This is a genomic window from Kitasatospora sp. NPDC088346 (assembly GCF_044740765.1).
Lineage (GTDB): Bacteria > Actinomycetota > Actinomycetes > Streptomycetales > Streptomycetaceae > Kitasatospora.
The window spans coordinates 1-16,410 of record NZ_JBIURH010000063.1 but is presented as its reverse complement, the minus strand read 5'-3'; the positions used below and the strand labels follow the sequence as shown (position 1 = coordinate 16,410).

Sequence of the window (16,410 nt, the reverse complement as noted above, 5' to 3'; positions counted from 1 at the left end):
TCAGTTCAGTTTGATCAGGGGCGCGTCGACGCCGACACAGGTGTCACCGTGGATCGAGACGGTGGCACCCGACAGGCTGAGTGCGCCGGCTCCGGCATCCAAGGTGATGCCGTTGCCCTGTACCGTGACGGCTTCGACGGCGCTGACCGTGAGGGCGGCGTCGCTGTGCACCGTGACCCCACCGGTGGCGCTCACGGCGACGGTGCCGTCGCTGTGGACGGTGATCCGGGTCTGCTGACGGTCCAGGCTGATCGTCAGGGCGTCGTCCCCGGTGGTGAGCCGCAGTCCCTGCCCCAGCCCGGGGGTGCCGAGCAGTTCCAGCCGGTCGCCGTTGCGCGACGCCAGCGTCCTGCGGGTCACCCGGCCGGCCGCGTCGACGAGGTCGCCGGCCGCCGGGGAGGGCGAGTCGAGGCCGTTGTAGAGGCCGCCGAGGACCACCGGCCGCTCAAGCAGGCCCTGTTCGAAAGCGACCAGCACCTCGTCGTCGATCTCGGGGCAGAACAGCCCTCCACCGCCCACCCCGCCGAGTTGTACGCTTCGGACCCAGTCGCTCACGTAGGCCGGTCCGCCGCCGGACGGATTGTCGGACAGCCAGGGGAACGTCAGCTTCACCCAGCCCTGTTCGGACTGGCCGGGGTAGCCCGCCGACGAGTTCCGGCCGAGACGCATGATGTCGACGACGACACCGATCGCCACGGACGGCATCCGCGGTGAGCGGGCTGCGGCCGAGGCTCCGGAGGCGAGCCCGTGCAGCGTCCTGTCCTGCCGTCCGCTGACGGTGACGCGAGTTTCGTACCCGACGCCGCGCAGGTCGCTGTGGGCGGCCGCCGTGACGGTGTAATGGCCGTCGAAGGGCCGGCCCGCGCCGCGCAGCGAGATCGGGACGCCGACGCGCAGTTCGGGGGTGCCCCGCACGACGACCTCCAAGTCGGCCAGGGCCGAGGCGGTGTCCGCCGCGAGCGCACCCGACACGGCGGCTGCCTCTGCGGCCGTGCGGTACGGGACGTCAGCGACCAGCAGTTCGGCCGGAGGAAAGGGGGCCGCCGCCTGTGCGGGGGTCAGGCCGAACTGCTGCTCGCGGCTGGGCCTCACGGTAGTACGCGAGCTGACGGCCCTTTTTCCGGCTACGTCCCAGCCGCGCACCACCACCGTGCCGACCTGGTTCACCGAGCTCGCGCCGGCCCGCACGGCGAGCACGTTTCGCCCGAGTTCGAGGACGAAGGCGCTCGTCGGGGGCCCCATCGGGGCGCCGGACGCGGCGGCCGGTGCCCGGAAGTGCAGCACTCCGTCCTCCACCACCAGCTCCCGGTCGTTCTCCAGCGCCAGCATGCGCAGGAAGTCCCAATCCGAGATGTTGGGTTGGGCCGTGTACGGGTACAGCGTCAGGGTCGGCTCGACCCGTACGCCGGGCAGCCCCGCGGCCCGGCACACCTGCGCGACGATGTCAGAGGCGGTGGCGTGCGGGTAGCCGGCCACCCGGCGTCCGCGCTGCAGGCGGTGCGAGACGTCCAGCGCCCGTACCGTGGTGTAACTGCCCGATCCGTCGAACTCCGCTTCCAGTGCGGTCACTTCGCCAGTGAACAGCGGCCGGCGAGGAGCACCAGGGCCATCCTTGACGTGCACGGTGAACGGTGTGCCGACGGTGATCGCGGTCTGCCGGAGGAACGCGCGCCCGGGGTCGGGGAAGCGCACCACGGCGGCGGCCGGAAGCCCGCCGCCCTCCTCCACCGTCAGGTCCACCGGCGCGCTGTTCCATGGTGCGGGCAGTGCTTCCGGGGTGCCGATGACGAACCCGACGGTATTCGATCCGTTCGACATGCCTAGCCCAGCTCCCGGTCTTCACAGGCAGGCACCAGGAGTTCGGTGCCGGGCCGCATCCGCATCGGGTCGTCGATCCCGTTCGTCTCGGCGATCAGCCGCCAGGCGGTGGCGTCGCCGTACTCCCGGTGGGCGAGCAGTTCCAGGCTGTCGCCGCCGACCAGGCGGTGCACCCGCCGGGCGGTCCGGGCTCCGGAGGTCGGGTTCTGCCCCGGCGTCGGGTCCCCGGCCTCGGTGATCTGGACCGCGCACACGGCTCGGAGCGGACGTCCGTCCTGGTCGAACAGTGTGTAGGTGGCGGTGGCGCTCTCCAGGTAGCCGAAGAAGGAGGCGCTGTGAAAGGTGCCCCAGGTGAACCTGACCCGGGGTGCGCACGGAGCGTTGGCCGCCAGGGTAGCGGCCGTCGGGCTGCACCATTCCAGGATGGCGTCCACTGCCGCGACCACGCTGCCGTCGTGGTGGGCGGTGGCGTCAAGGAAGACCTCCACGGACAGCCGGCGGGGCTGTGCACCGCGGAACTCCGGCACGCTCACGTCCTCGGCCTTGGCGGCGGGGCTGTGCAGCCAGGACGCTCCCCGTGTGACGGTCAGGGTGTGCGGGTTGAACTGTAGGGGGACCGGGCTGCCGAGGACACCGCCGGGGCGGGCACCGGGCTCTTTCGGGGGTTCGTAGGCCGTGAGCGTGGCCCTGGCCGGTGTGGTGGTACTCATGCGAGGCTTCCTTCGGTACGCCGGTGGGACTGGGTCGGGACGGAGCGCGGCCTGGCCGGACGGGAGCCGCTCGACGGTCTGGTGCCGGGAGCCACCAGGCGGTTCAGAGGAAGCCGTGGTGGGCGAGTTCGACGGACTCGGTAGCGATCTCCGAACGGCTCGGGTCGAACGAAGGGCCGGCCCAGCGGACCAGCATGACCTCGCGCAGCGACCAAGTGGCGATCACCGAACGCAGTGTCGGGTCGAGCGCCGTGATCTGGGCCGTTCCCCGAGTCGTCCCGCGCTGCAGCCCGGACAGGTAGGCGGAGATCCTGGCGCTGTCCGGGGTGAGGCCACGGCCGAGGGTCACGTTCGGGTAGGTGACCCGGGTGGGCAACTGCCAGACGAAGCCGTTGCTGCCGCCCTCGGGGCGCTGCTCGACCTCCACCTGCGCGCCCAGTCCACTGCAGGTGCTGAACAGGCCGAGGTCGAATCCGGTGAACTGCAGCCGGAAGTGGACACTGGTGCCCGGATACTGGTCCATCATCGTGCGTGTTCCGATCCTCGTTCCTGGCCGCCTCCTATCGGCGGTCCTGCTTCCTTGGCGTGCGTGGTCACCGGCCGCCGTCGGTCAGCCGCCCGGCGCGTTCGCGGGTAAGCCGCAGCTCTGCGCGGAGCAGCCGGCCGAGCGGTGCAGCCAGCCGCCTGGCCAGCTCGTCCAGGTGGCCGCGGTCGAGGGCCGCGAGCACACCGTCGCCGTCGCCCGGTGTGGCCGCCGGACCGGACGGCGGCGACGCGGCCGTCGCAACGGCGCGAGGGCCCGTCGTACCGGCAGCGGCCGTGGGCGTCAGCGGCGGGACCACCGTCACCGCTTCCTCGGTAACAGCGGGAGCAGGCACCGATCGCAGCACCACCGGCGGCAGCGTGTGTAGTCCCGCAGGGTTCGGTGCCTGGCCCGAAGTCCTCACGGCCGGTACGGCAACGAGGGCCGGGCGGTCGGGCACGGCGGGCCCGAAGCCTCCCGGGTCCGCCGGAGGCGCCGGGGCCACCGGCGCAAGCGGTCCGGAGGGACGCGCCGCGGCGTGCTGCCCGGCGGGCGCACGTTGCACGGCTCTCGGAGCGGCCGTGACCGGACGGTCGCGGAGTACTGGCCGGCTTCCCCGAGCAGCGGTAGCCGGGCCCCCGCTTGCAAGGCGCAGCGCCGCTGCGGTCTGCGCCGGCCCACCCGGCGCTCCGGCGCCGGTGCCTTCGGCCGGCCGGGCCGGTCGCCCGGCCCAGCGCAGCGGGACGACCGGGGGCGCGGCAGGAACGGCACCGCGCGGCGCGGGCGTGCCGTGGTCGGGCAGGGGTGTCAGTACGGGCACCAGCGGGCGGGCGGCCAGCAGCCGGGCGGTGCGCTGTACTGGTACCGGCCGACCCACACCCCCTGCCGGGCCGCTGACCGGCTCCGGCCGGCCGGGTGGTGGCCGACGGACTGCCGCACCGACGGCCACCGGTGCGTCGGTTGGCAGCGGCCCTTCGGCTTCGGTTCGACGACCCGCGACCGGTCCGGCCACCGCGAACGGCCCGGCGGTCAGCCGTACCGGGGGGACCGGGCCCGAACTCCGCTGCACCCACGCACGATCATCACCATCGGTGCCGTTAGTACTCCGTCCTGGCCCCGGCACCGCCGTAGGTGGTACCGCCGCGAGTGGCTCGCCGAGACCCCGTCGCCGCCCGGACGGCGCTACCGGTCCCGGCAGCGGCGGAATGGGCATCGGGACCGCGGCCACGGCCGATGCGGAGCGCGAGCCGTCGCCCGGCCTCCCAGCCGGTGATGACTCGTCGGGGAAGACGGCTCCGGGCTGCCGCGGCACCGCGGGGCTGTCCGACAGGTCCGCAGCGGGAACGACACGGCGTCGAACGGGTTCTACGGCGGTGGGCCGGACGACTGCGGGAAGCAGTGGGCTCGGTGCGGCAACCGGCAGTCGACGGGCCGGCCCGGGGACCGGTCCGGCGGAGGTCAATGCCACGGGCGCGATCGGAATCGGCGGGGCCGCGGGGGCGGTGCTGGTCCTGCCGCCGTCCGGCGCGGCGGGCACGGTCAGCCTCGTCACGGGGCTGCGCTGCACGGCGAGCCGCGGCAACGGCGGATCGACCTGCGCCTGCGCCGTCTGTTCCACCCGCTGCGGCTCAGCAGCGACGGCGTGGACGTGGGAAGCCGCGATCGGTCCGGCGGCGGGCCTCGGCCATGCGAGCTCGGGGCCGACTGCGCCCGGTATTCCCTTCGAGGGAACACCAGCCAAGGCGGGTGCCACCAACACGCCGCCGGGGGCCGACGGGAGCACCGCGTGTCCCAGCTCCCGCAGGAAGGCCGGGGACCGGCGCGTCACCAGCCGCTGCACGAAGCCCTGCGGATCGACGAGGCCGGTGGTCGGCGACACGGGATCCGACGAGGCCGGTTGGAGTGGGGGTACGGTCCGCCAGCCGACCGGGCCGGGAGCCATCAGGGTGGCCCGCGCATCCTGCCTCGCTGCCGCGTCGGCGTTCCCCGTCTCGCCCGACGCCCCGGTCGCGTTGCCGTCCCGGGCTCCGGGACGGTGACGTTTTCGCCAAGCCACGCCGTTCACTCATCCTTCGTTGATCATGGTGTTGATGTGCGCGATCTCCCGGACCCACCTCCGGCGGTCCGCGTGGGTGAGCCCGAGGACCTCGTCCCGCGTCCAGTGGAAGTGGTAGGCGATGTACGCGGCCTCCTGGTACAGCTGGTCGGCCGCGCACGTCACTATTCCCCCAGGCGGCCGCCTGCGAGGTCTACCTCGAACGGCGATGCGCAGGACGGGCAGGTGACCGCGGCCCGGGTGTGGCCCTCCGCGTTGATCCGCCGGTAGAAGTCCTGCAGGAAGGCGAGATCGGAGGCGAAGAGGTCCTCCACCACGTTCGGGCCGGGGTCGGTGAGCTCGCCGAGCCGGGTGATCACAGAACCAATCAGCACAACCGTGAGGTACGCCGGATTGTTCTTCACCCGCAGGTCGATCAGCGGCATCAACTCGTCACGTGCGGTCGCCAGGCGCATGGCGCCCCGCCGGTGGACTGTGCCGGTGGTGTCCCGGTAGCCCCTCGGGAGTTCGAACGCGAACTCGGTCCGCATCGGCTCGGTGCCCTGCTGGTCCGTGGGCACAGCCGGCAGAGGATCCTCGGCCTGCGGTGGTCCGCCCGGTGCGACGGTTCGGCGCCTCACGTGATCTCCACGTCCTCGAAAACTATGGTGACCTTCTCGATCGCCGCCTGGGAGTCGCCCGCCTTCAGGGTCGGGCCGTCCCACTTCTTCACCCAGGCGTTCTTCAGGTTGATGGTGCGGACCGGCCGGTTCTCCGAGTCCTTGACGATGATGGAGATCGCCATCCGGGCCGCCGAGACGTCACCCTTGATGAACGTCTGGTTGAGCCAGTCGGTGAACGCCTCGCTCTTGTCGAGGCCGCGCCCGATGGTGACCTCACCGCCCTTCCGGGCTCCGGCCAGCTTGCGGACCAGCAACTGTCCGGTCCTCGTGACCTCGTTGTGGTCGATCGAGTCGACCTCGAACGACAGCCCGCTGACCTCCTGCAGTGACTCCACTTCGTAGGAGCCCAGCTGCACGGAGAAGATGTGGGTGGCTATCGCGTAGCCGGGTCCTTCGGGCATCTCGGTCTACCGCCTTCCTGTTAGTAACTGTTGGATCCACGGATCTGTCGGGCCTGCCGGCTACTCGGTGACGAGGCTGGTGCTGTCGGAGAACTGCGCGAGCCGGAAGACCACGAACTCGGCCGGTTTCACCGGGCAGATGCCAATCTCGCAGACGACCTGGCCGAGGTCGATCGAGGACGGCGGGTTCGTCTCCGCGTCACACTTGACGTAGAACGCCTGATCAGCGGTGGCCCCGAAGAGCGCACCCCGGCGCCACTCCTCGGTCAGGAAGGCAGTGATGTCGCGCCGGATGCTGATCCAGAGCAGCTCATCGTTGGGTTCGAAGACGGTCCACTGGGTGCCCAGCAGGATCGACTCTTCCAGGTATGTGAAGAGCCGCCTCACGTTGATGTACCGCCAGGCCGGGTCCGAGGACAGCGTGCGGGCACCCCAGACCCGGATACCGCGGCTGGGGAAGGCCCGGATGCAGTTGACCCCGAGCGGGTTGAGCACGTCCTGCTCACCCTTGGTGACGTTGGTCTGCAGGTCGATCGCGCCGCGGACCACCTCGTTGGCAGGCGCCTTGTGCACGCCCCGCTCGGCGTCATTGCGGGCCCAGACCCCGAGGAGGTGGCCGCTGGGCGGGACGAAGCGGTGCTGGCCACCCACGGGATCGAAAACCTTGATCCACGGGTAGTAGAGCGCGGCGTAGCGGGAGTCGTGACCGCCGCCCGCCTGCCGCCACTCCCGCACCTCGCGCGGGGAGAGCTCGGGCGGCGGGTCGAGAACGGCTATCCGGTCGCCCATCAGCTCACAGTGGGTGATCATCGCGGCCTGAACCGCCCGGACGCCCTCGGCGTCGATGAAGCCCTGCTGGAAGGCGGCCATCAGATCGGGAACGGCGAGCATGGTGATCTCATCGATCGCCTCTAGTCCGGCGAACCCGGTCCGGGCGTCGGCCTCGCCGACGTACTCCTGGACCGAGATCCCGGCCGGCACCAGTTCCGCCGACGCCGCCGGGACGGCCAGGGTGACGGTCTGCTTCTGCGGCCGGGCCAGCGCGCCAGCGGACCCGGCCGCCTCCTCCAGATGGATCAGCGCCGACCGTTCCCGCACCAGCGCAACCGCGTAGGTGCGCGCGCTCTTCTTTGCCGAGACCTCGAAGGTCTCGGCCTCTCGTCCGTCCTGCCGGACGACCAGCCGGAAGCGGTCCTCGGGCGGGTTCTCGCCGTCCGCGTCGACGACCTCCACCGTCAGCTCACCCCCGGGGCCGGCGAGCGCCGCCACCCGGAATGCACCGAGCGCGGCCGGCTCACCGGTCAGGGGTTGCTTGGTCCTCGCCGAGCCCCGCGACCTGCTGGCCTCGGCCACCTCGGCGCCGACCCGCACCACGTAGGCGATTCCGCCGCCGTTGGCGAAGTATCCGTAGACCGAGTGCGCGAGGTAGGAGCCGTCGGCGAAGCCGCCGAACGCCTCGGTGAACTGGCTCCACGTCGTCACCAGGGTCGGAGTGTGGAACGGCCCCTTCTCGGCGAAGCCCACGAAGGCGGCGACGGATGTGCCGACTCCCTCGATCGGGCGGGGCCCGCCGGAAACCTCTTCGACGTAGACCCCTGGGGACAGGTACGGCGGCATGCTCGTGCTCCTCCTCGGATGAACTGGGTAAAAGCCTCGCCGGTCGGCGGAGCCCGGAAAAGGTCCGCAGGGCGCTGTCCCCGGGCAGTCACAGCCGAGCCGGTCTGCCTTCCGGGGCAGCGGATGCTGCCCTCAGCGCGTCACTGCGCGAGGTCGAGCCTCACCTGCGGTCGAACTCGGAAGGCAGCACGAGTCGGCCCATCTTGCGGTACTCCCGCCGGACCGCCGTGACCAGGTCATCGGTGGTGAGTGGCCGGTCCGCTGCGGCTGCCAAGTAGGCCGCCGTGACGGCGCAGGCACGGATCGAACCGCCCGCGAGCTCGAACCGCGCGCAGAAGTCGAGGTCGAGTCCGGCGTCTCGGGGCAGGTCGCTGCCCAGGCAGCGGTCCCACAGCTGTCGGCGGTGCTCCGCGTCGGGCACCGGGAAGTCCACGATCACGTCCAGTCGTCTGGTGAACGCCTCATCGAGGTTGGCACGCAGATTGGTGGTCAGGACCGCGACGCCGTCGAAGGACTCCATCCGCTGCAATAGGTAGGCGCTCTCCGTGTTCGCGTACCGGTCGTGGGCGTCCTTGACCTCCGAGCGCTTGCCGAACACGGCGTCGGCCTCGTCGAAGAGCAGGACACCGTTGACGGCGGCCGCCTCGGTGAAGATTCGTTCCAGGTTCTTCTCCGTCTCACCGACGTACTTGTCGACGACGGTGGACAGGTCGACCACATAGAGGTCGAGCCCGAGATCCGCGGCGACCACCTCGGCCGACATGGTCTTACCGGTGCCCGAGTCGCCCGCGAACAGGGCAATCACGCCCCGTCCGCGCCCGCCTCCCGGCCTCATCCGCCACCGGCCCAGCACCTGGTCGCGCAGCCGCGCCCGCAGGGCGAGGTCTCCGAGCTGCCCGACGGTGGCGGGGGGCAGCACCAGGTCGTCCCAGCCGACGGCCGGCTCGATCCGCCGGGCCAGGCGCTGGAGCCCCGCGGCGTTCTGGGCCCGCGCCCCAGCCCGCAGGTGGCCTGCATCCACCGGCACCCCGGCGAGTTGGGCCCGGCGCCGCGCCACCTCTGCGGCCCGGCTCAGCTGCTCCGGCGACAGCCGGTAGGGGGCGAGCTCCCGGTCCGCGTCGAGCGCCGGATCGACCGGCCCCTCTCCGAGGGCCCGCCGCCATTGCGCGTCCCGTTCCGAGGTGTTCGGAGGTCCGGCCGTCACCAGGAGCGGACTCTCATCGCACCAGTTCGGGTCCCACCCGGTCCGGCCGGTGAGCACCACCGGGACCGGGAGGCGGGCCAACCGGCGCAGCCACAGGGTTCGTTCGGGATGGGCGGTGAGTGTCGACGCGTCCACTGGGCCGACCGTCAGACCGCCGCCGCACAGTCGGGCCTCGCGGACCGCGACGGCAAGCAGGCCCTCGGGGTGCGGTGCGGCGGCCAGCGCATCGAGGTCCACGCAGACCGCCGGGGCGCCGGCCAGTACCAGGGAGGTGGCGGCCAGCGCGGCGGCGGACCCCCCAGCCTGCTCGTGCACGTGGACCAGCCGGACGCCGGCGGCCAGCGCCGCAGCGAGATCCGTTGCGGCGGGCGAGGGCGCTTCGGGGGGAGTGCGCAGGACAGCGCGCAGTGCCGGGTCCGGGCCAGGAATACCCAGGAGGAACTCGGCCACCCGGTCGGGCACCCGCAACGACCTGGTGAGGAAGGGCCGTTCGGCGTCGTCGACGGTGAGCAGCCCGCCAGCCACCAGCGGAGAGCCAGGTGCCAGCCGGGACCGGGAGGGGCCGTCGGCTGGCTGTGTCCCCAGCAGTTCGAGGACCAGGGCTGGGGTGGCCCGGCGCCGGGTGACATCGTCGTTCAGGTAGCCATAGAGCCGCTCCATCACAGTGTCGATGTCCGGCAGCAGTGCGAGCAACAGGATCTCCACGTCCGTTGCATCGAGCCCGAAGCGGCGGGCCAGAGCCCGCAGCGGTACGACGTCTCCTGCTGCCTCGCACCAGTCGGCGCGATGCTCAGCGGCGGCCTGCTCGGTCCGGTCGGCCCGGGCGACCACAGTCGCGTCGGGCAGCAGGCCGGGCCGGGCGAGCAGGCGGTCGGTCTCGCTCTCGGAGAGGTAAAGGCCACGGAAATCGTCGTCCGGATCGGGGTCGTGGGTGCGACGGGCCGCCACGGCACGGCGTACGGCCCGTCCGGCCAGTGCCAGACGCTCCGTCAGGTACTCGTCCGGGCCGGCCTCGGCGGCAGACAGAGTTTCGGCCAGCGGTTCGGGGTACGTCGGGCCAGCGGTCATCGGACGGACCCTTCACCGCGGCTGCGGGTACGGCGTGAGCCGATCGGTGTGGCGGGCCGAACCGGTCCGTCTGGCTCCCGGTCGTAGCGCAGCCGTCGGAGTACGGGAGGTGCGGGCGCGGGCCCGTCGGGCCGACCGGTGTCGGTGAGTCCGAGCACGAGCGCGTCGGTGACCTGCGCCGTCACCGGGTGGTGCGCCGCGGTCAGCGGCGCGGTGACGACCAGGTCGAGCGACGGTTTCAGCTGGCTGCCCAGAGCGGACCAGAGGTCCCCGGGCCGGCGGCCGTCGGCGGGCGGATGGGCCACGGTGTACGGCAGCGCGGCGCCGAATTCGGCGAGGCTGCCGCTCAGGCGGTGCGCACCGATCGCGGACTTCCGGCTCAGGCCGGCCAAGAGCACCGACAGCAGCCGGTGCTCGTCCTGGGAGCGCTTGGTCCAGGCGGTGACCAGATAGGAGAGCCCGTACCAGCGCGGCGGCTCGTGCCGGGCCAGGATCTCACCGCGCGTTCCGTACTCGCGTCGGCCGCCCTGGTGGCGCAGCCCGATGTTCTCGCGCACGTCGTAGAGGAAGGCGTTGATCGTCGGTGCGTTTCGCCGTGCCGCCCAGTCCCGGGTCGGGGTGTCGAGCACCACTTCGATCTCGTCCCCGGCCAGGAGCCCGGCGAGAAGTACCCGCAGCGCTTCGTCGACCTCGTGGATCATCGCTATCCGTTCCATCCTCCGATTGCTCCGGACCGGCGGGCCGGAGCGGCGCCCCTTGCGGCGCCGACGACGAGCCTGCCGCGCCACGGGACCTGGCGGACGGCCCGCGCGGGCCGAGGCCCGGGAAAAGCCGCTGCCCGCGCGGACAGACCGCCGCAGCCGCACTCCCCCTTACACGCGCCGTCGAACGGACGGCACCACCTCGGTCAGTAGCCGGGTGACGTGGTGCCGAAGAACTCCACTTCCGCGACGGCGACCTGCTTGGTCGGGGCGGCACCGTAGGCGGTCCTAGTCACCAGCCGTACCTTGACCGTGCCAGGCAGGTGCAGGGCGACGTTCTGGACGCCCACGGAGGCCAGCTCCAGCCGAACGGTGGTGGTCGTCCCTTCGGCGTTGGTGGCCACCAGGTCGATGTCACGTGGACGGGCCCCGGTGACCTCCTGCCCCGGATCTGCCGAGACCCCGGGGGTGATCACTAGGTTGAGCAGGTGTTCCGGCTGGGCGAATGACGCCTCGACCCAGGTGTTCACCGGCTCGCCGCCGTACCCACTCCCCCACCAGGTGTTGGAGACCTTGTCGAACAGGAACTGCGGGCCGTGGCCGGGGTAGGAGTGCGAGGCGGCGACGGCCACCGGTTCAACCGGGACCCGGGCGGCGAAGCGGTCGGTGACGGCGCTCGCCGTCGGGCGCACCAGGGTAGTGGCCGACACCAGCAGGGCGAGCGCCGCTGCGCCCGCGAACCAGCGCCCGCCTCGCCACAGCTCCCCGCGCGGACGCGGGCGCTGTCCGGCCGTCAGCACTTCGGCCCGGCGAACCAGCAGCCGGCGCCACCACGGCAGCCGGAAGGGCGCGGGCGCGGCGGCGTGGAGCGCGGTTGCGCAGCGACCGCAGAAGTGCCGCTCCGGCTGGTTAGGCGCGCCGCACCAGCCGCAGACCGGCCCCGCCGCCGGCGGTCCGTCCATGAGGTGCTGCCCGTGCGAACCGGGATGGCCGTCCGGGTGCGGACCGCCGGGGTGGCCGGGAGAGTCGGCGAATCCAGCTCTGGTCACCGGAATGACCAGGGCTTCGGCGTATCCCGCCTCGGGCGCCGGGGGCCCGCCGACCGGTGGGAGTTCCGTGGCGAATCCCTCCGGTGCGACTGCGGCCGAGCGCCCACGATCCCGGACGGGGTACTGGGGGGCTGTGGCCGCCCCGTTGGAGGTACCGGGGGCCCCGCCCGACGCAGCGGGATCGTCAGGCCGGCTGGATGGCCGCCCTGCCGACCAGCTGAGGAACACCCCGCACGCGTCACAGAACGACCGCTCCGGCGGAACAGCCTCACCACACTCGGGGCAAGGGGCGCGGTCCGGGCGGAATGCGGTCTCGCTCGTGCTCACGGCAAGGTCCTCTCAGTGCGCGGCTCACGGCCCGCGCACAGTCAGTCGGGGTGGGTCCGGTCGCGGGCAGGCGCGGGCCCAGGCCGGGCGCGCGGGACCGGTGGTATGCCGCAGCCCGCGTTCAGGGCGTAGGGCAGAGACCCACGGAGAGTCTGCGGGCACGCTGCACCGACGGGCAGCGCCGAACGGCCATGTCCGAGGTCACGCGGGACCGACCGAACGGGCAGGCTCTCTTTCCCGGACACACAGGCGCCGCCGTGCGACGTCAGGGGCCGCGCCGTTGCGGCCGTGTGTGCCGGGGCGGCCCGGCCGTCCGGGTGGTGCCCCAAGGGGCAACGCAGCTGCACGGACTGAAGGTCCTACGGCTCCTGACGGGACGTCGGGCCGTTCCTACCATGGGGCGGGTGAGCATCTGGACATCCCTGGAACCGAAGTCCGCAACCGTTGAGGCAGGCGGCCGTACGAGTGTCACGCTCGACCTTCGCAACACCGGCGACGTGGTCGAGGAGTACCGCATCGCCGTGGTCGGTGATCCGGCCCCGTGGGCGGTGGTCGAACCGCAGACTTTGCAGCTCTACCCTGGCACCAACGGCCGGGTGACTCTGACATTCAATCCGCCGCGCGGGCCCGAGGCCGAGGCCGGGCCGCACCGCTACGGCGTGCACGTCGTACCCGTCGAGCGGCCTGAGACCGTCGAGGTTCCGGAGGGGCTGCTCACCATCGCCCCGTTCACCGAGGTGACCGGCGAGATCCTGCCCGTGTCGAGCCGCGGCCGGTTGCGCGGGCACGCGGTACTCGCCGTCGACAACCTCGGCAACGTCCCGATCACGGCGACCGTGCAGGGCCAGCGGACGAGCAGCCGACTGCGGTACGACATCAAGCCGGCGAACCTGCGGATCGCCCCCGGAAGGGCGGCGGCGGTGACCGTCCGGATCAGGCCTCCACGCACCCTGTGGACGGGCCGGCCGGTAACCCACGCGTACGGCCTGACGCTGGAGCGGACCGGTGCGCCGCCACAGATCAGCGAGGGTCGGTACGAGCAACCGGTGGTGCTCTCCCCCTGGGTCGTCCGCAGTGCCACGGTCGTGGCCGCCGCCACGGCCGTCGCTGCCGGTCTGTGGTTCGCTGCGGCGCCCAAGGTCGTCAGCCTGGCGCACCCCTACTCGGCGGCGGCCGGGACTCCAGGACAGGTTGGCCTGGCGGGAGCACTGCCCAGCGCGGCGGGCCCGACACCCGTCGGCGGGGAGGGCGCTCCGCTGCTGCTGGCCCCGCCCTCCTCGGCGACCGGCGCTGCCGCTGCGGGCGAGGCGCCGATCTCCCTGGTACCGCCCGGTGCACCGCTGTCCACCGGCGCCCCGACCGCGCCGGTGGCCGCAGCACAGATGCCGGTCACCGCCATGCCCTCCGCCGCGCGCGCCGCAGGCGCACCTGCCGCCTCGCCGCCCCCGGCCGCGGCCCAGCCGATACCGGCCGAGAGCAAGGCTGGTGCCCCGGCGCCCGCGCCGTCCGCGCAGGTGCCCGCGCAGCCGTCGCCGACCCCACTGCTTCCCGGACGCATCCGCAACGTCCGCGACGGCATGGTCGTCACCGCAGCCGGCGGCGGGTCGCTCTCCAACGGCATAGCGCTGGTCGGCCAGGCCTACGCGGGTCCGGACCAGAGCCAGAACTGGACGCACTTCAACGACTACTACGACAACCGCTACTTCACGTTGACGAACCAGCTCGTCCCGGGCGGCGACTTCGTGATGGATGAGGACGTGCCGAGCCACCACGTACAGATCTGGAAATACGGCGGCGGAGGCAACCAATGGTGGTGGCTGGACAGTTGGACGACCGGCTCGGTCTACGTGAGGAACCGACAGACCGGTGACTGCCTGACCGATAACGGCCCGGGGGCCGGGCTGACGGCGGTGGGCTGCCAACCCGGCAACCAGGCACAGCTGTGGACCATCACCTAAGCCGCCCGTGGCGGTGGGCGGTGGCTCAGCGCCCCGGGACTGCGCCACCGCCCACCGCCTGCTCGGCGCGGCCGTCGAGCAGGCGGTCGTGGACCCGGCGGTGACGCAGGAGGTCCTCCCACGGTTCTGCCCGATCGGCCATGGGGATACCGCCCCGCATACCCGAGGTCGATGTCACACACAGTCACCTAATTTCACCCCAGACGGAGATCCATGTACGACACCAGAGGCCGCGACCGGGACTCCGTGCCGCCGGACGGCCCGCACCGGCTCCCCTTCTCCGCGCTCGGGGCGCCCTCCCTGCCGAACCCAGAGACGCGCGCGGACGCCGGCCCCGGCCGAATGTCCCAACAGGCGCTTCTCCAACTGCAGCGCACGGTGGGAAACACAGCGGCCACCCGGACACTGGCACAACAGCGCCACGTCCACGGCGACGGCTGCGGCCACCCCGCTCCCGTGCAGCGCTCCGGCGTCCACGACGTGCTCGCCTCCGGCGGCCGGCCGCTCCCCGCCGCACTGCGCGAGGAGATGGAGAGCAGGCTGGGCAGCAGCTTCTCCGACGTACGCGTCCACACCGGTGCTGCGGCCCAGCGATCCGCCGCCGACATCGGTGCCCGCGCATACACGTCAGGGAACAACGTGGTGATCGGTCCCGGAGGAGGCGACCTCCACACCCTCGCGCACGAACTCACCCACGTCATCCAGCAGCGCACCGGCCCCGTAACTGGTACGGACGACGGCACCGGACTGCGCATCAGCGATCCCGGCGACCATTTCGAACGCGAAGCCGAAGCCAACGCGAGGCGCGTCATGTCGGGCGCGTCCCCACTACGGACGACCGAGGGGAGCCCCCCGAGCGCTGCCTGGACGGCCACCCCGAGCATCCAGCGGATGCCTCGCTCCAGGGCTACCCTCAAATCCGCGACGCCTGCGGCACCCCCTGCCTCAGCGCGGTCGGCCGTATCCGCATCCTCCTCTGCCGTGTCCGCGTCCTCCGCCGTCTCGTCCTCCTCCGCTGTGTCCATGCCCTCCTCCGCCCGGCTATCTGCCTCAGCGGTGTCATCCAGTTCCGCAGTGTCCACACCTTCCTGGTCCTCGGCTACGCCGTCATCCATGCCATCCAGCATCTCGGGCTCCCCGACGTCCCCCCCATGGTTCGACGCCACCAGCGGCACCTGGGAATCGCGTCCTATCGACCGAACGAGATACCGGATCGCCAACGCGTTCGACCGCAGCCTGGTGACCGGCATCCTGACCGCGACCGTCGCCGCCAACGGCTACGCCGACGCCGACGCGGTACCGGTGTACAGCCTCCGGAGATACCGCCCGAGGCCGGGTCGCGCCACCACCGGCACGCGGCCCGCAGAACTGCGCATGCTGGACCGCGTCGCACGCATCGGCATGGGAGTCGTCGGAGACTCCAGCACCCCGCACCTGGCGGCAACGGTGATGCCGAACTCCAGACTCGGAATCGCGGGAAACACCGGGAACCGCATGGTGACATCTGCCGATCAAGCAAGGGTAGACAGGGAATTCACCGACTTCGCGAATCCGTCGGTGCGCCCGTACGGCGAGCCCCGATCCGACAAGGACCTCCGGAAGTTCCGCGCGCTGCTGTCCGGTGACTACGCCGACGCGCACGGCAACAGCACGGAGATGGCCACGATCGCCAGCGCCATACGCGGCGGCGCGGACTGGACCCGGTCCCTCGTCGGCGCGGCAGGCCCCGGTTCACAGCACGGCGAAATGACCATGCTCGCCGAACACGTTCAGCACTGGCGCGCCAACCCGGTGCCAACGGGTCAGCCGGTCCGGATAGTCAACATGGGCGGCTTCAAACTAGCCTGTGCCGGGTGCCAGTGGGCCTTCGATGTCACCAACGACACCGTCGGCCGGCAGTACGGGTATCGGGTCGTCGCCTCGGGTACGCACGGTCAGCTCTACCCCGGTTGGCTCATGCCCGACTGGCTGGCCAACGACACGACGGCACGCAACGCGGTCATGGCCAAGGCTGCGGCGGCCGGAGCCTCGTTCCGCCGGAACGCCCAGGGCAGGTACCAATTGCAGGGCCAGGTGTCAGCCGCGTCCTCAAGCCACAACCCGGCCGACTCCGAGTCCGACTGGGAGCAGATGTGACAAGGCGAGCCAGGCTCCGTCAGTGATGCTGACTAGAAGGCTCGTGAAGATCTTGGGTTCTGGCCCCGCCGCGTGAGCGGCGGGGCAGGGCGGCGTCGTGCAGGCGAAATGCCCGCTTTGATGCCGGTTCAGGTGTCCGATGTGGCTGTGGTGTTCAAGGCAACAGGCCGGAACGGAGGC

General features: G+C 71.9%; 13 protein-coding genes and 1 pseudogene. 3 read left to right on the top strand and 11 right to left on the bottom strand.

All coding sequences use genetic code 11. From position 1 onward, the window contains the following. The 11 genes from ACIOFR_RS37760 to ACIOFR_RS37710 form a co-directional block, all read right to left on the bottom strand. Complete coding sequence (locus ACIOFR_RS37760) at positions 1-1,818, bottom strand: VgrG-related protein (protein ID WP_401004669.1); 1,818 nt, start codon at positions 1,816-1,818, stop codon at positions 1-3. Positions 1,819-1,820: 2 nt separating this feature from the next. Then, positions 1,821-2,528 carry a peptidase M23 gene (locus ACIOFR_RS37755; protein WP_401004667.1) on the bottom strand — a complete coding sequence of 236 codons (708 nt, stop codon included), beginning with the start codon at positions 2,526-2,528 and terminating at the stop codon, positions 1,821-1,823. A 103-nt stretch (positions 2,529-2,631) separates the two neighbouring features. After that, the gene (locus ACIOFR_RS37750) at positions 2,632-3,054 is read right to left on the bottom strand and encodes a phage tail protein (RefSeq protein WP_401004665.1); all 423 of its coding nucleotides are present in this window, start codon (positions 3,052-3,054) and stop codon (positions 2,632-2,634) included. Between the two features lie 67 nt (positions 3,055-3,121). Beyond that, complete coding sequence (locus ACIOFR_RS37745; RefSeq protein ID WP_401004663.1) at positions 3,122-3,421, bottom strand: hypothetical protein; 300 nt, start codon at positions 3,419-3,421, stop codon at positions 3,122-3,124. A gap of 1,695 nt (positions 3,422-5,116) precedes the next feature. Beyond that, on the bottom strand, positions 5,117-5,272 hold the full coding sequence (locus ACIOFR_RS37740) for a DUF6760 family protein (RefSeq protein ID WP_401004662.1): 156 nt from the start codon (positions 5,270-5,272) through the stop codon (positions 5,117-5,119). Beyond that, positions 5,272-5,727 (bottom strand): hypothetical protein, encoded by a 456-nt coding sequence (locus tag ACIOFR_RS37735; RefSeq protein ID WP_401004660.1) that lies wholly within the window; start codon positions 5,725-5,727, stop codon positions 5,272-5,274. Before ACIOFR_RS37735 ends, ACIOFR_RS37740 begins: the two co-directional genes overlap by 1 nt. Beyond that, a complete protein-coding gene (locus tag ACIOFR_RS37730) occupies positions 5,724-6,170 on the bottom strand; it encodes a phage tail protein (RefSeq protein ID WP_401004658.1) in 447 nt (148 codons plus the stop codon). Before ACIOFR_RS37730 ends, ACIOFR_RS37735 begins: the two co-directional genes overlap by 4 nt. A gap of 60 nt (positions 6,171-6,230) precedes the next feature. Continuing rightward, entirely contained in the window at positions 6,231-7,787 is a 1,557-nt protein-coding gene (locus ACIOFR_RS37725; protein ID WP_401004656.1) for a phage tail sheath family protein, read from the bottom strand. 160 nt (positions 7,788-7,947) lie between these two features. After that, positions 7,948-10,059 (bottom strand): ATP-binding protein, encoded by a 2,112-nt coding sequence (locus ACIOFR_RS37720; protein ID WP_401004654.1) that lies wholly within the window; start codon positions 10,057-10,059, stop codon positions 7,948-7,950. Continuing rightward, entirely contained in the window at positions 10,056-10,760 is a 705-nt protein-coding gene (locus ACIOFR_RS37715; protein ID WP_401004652.1) for a DUF4255 domain-containing protein, read from the bottom strand. The genes ACIOFR_RS37720 and ACIOFR_RS37715 overlap by 4 nt, the downstream gene beginning before the upstream one ends. Before the next feature lie 206 nt (positions 10,761-10,966). Next, positions 10,967-11,809 (bottom strand): NADase-type glycan-binding domain-containing protein, encoded by an 843-nt coding sequence (locus ACIOFR_RS37710; protein WP_401004650.1) that lies wholly within the window; start codon positions 11,807-11,809, stop codon positions 10,967-10,969. A gap of 731 nt (positions 11,810-12,540) precedes the next feature. Here ACIOFR_RS37710 and ACIOFR_RS37705 point away from each other — a divergent pair. The 3 genes and pseudogenes from ACIOFR_RS37705 (at position 12,541) to ACIOFR_RS37695 (ending at position 16,230) form a co-directional block, all read left to right on the top strand. After that, on the top strand, positions 12,541-14,094 hold the full coding sequence (locus ACIOFR_RS37705; RefSeq protein ID WP_401004649.1) for a ricin-type beta-trefoil lectin domain protein: 1,554 nt from the start codon (positions 12,541-12,543) through the stop codon (positions 14,092-14,094). Positions 14,095-14,307: 213 nt separating this feature from the next. Further along, a pseudogene (locus tag ACIOFR_RS37700) lies at positions 14,308-14,751 on the top strand (DUF4157 domain-containing protein); the annotation flags it as partial. A 456-nt stretch (positions 14,752-15,207) separates the two neighbouring features. Next, a complete protein-coding gene (locus ACIOFR_RS37695; RefSeq protein WP_401004695.1) occupies positions 15,208-16,230 on the top strand; it encodes a hypothetical protein in 1,023 nt (340 codons plus the stop codon). Positions 16,231-16,410: the final 180 nt, after the last annotated feature.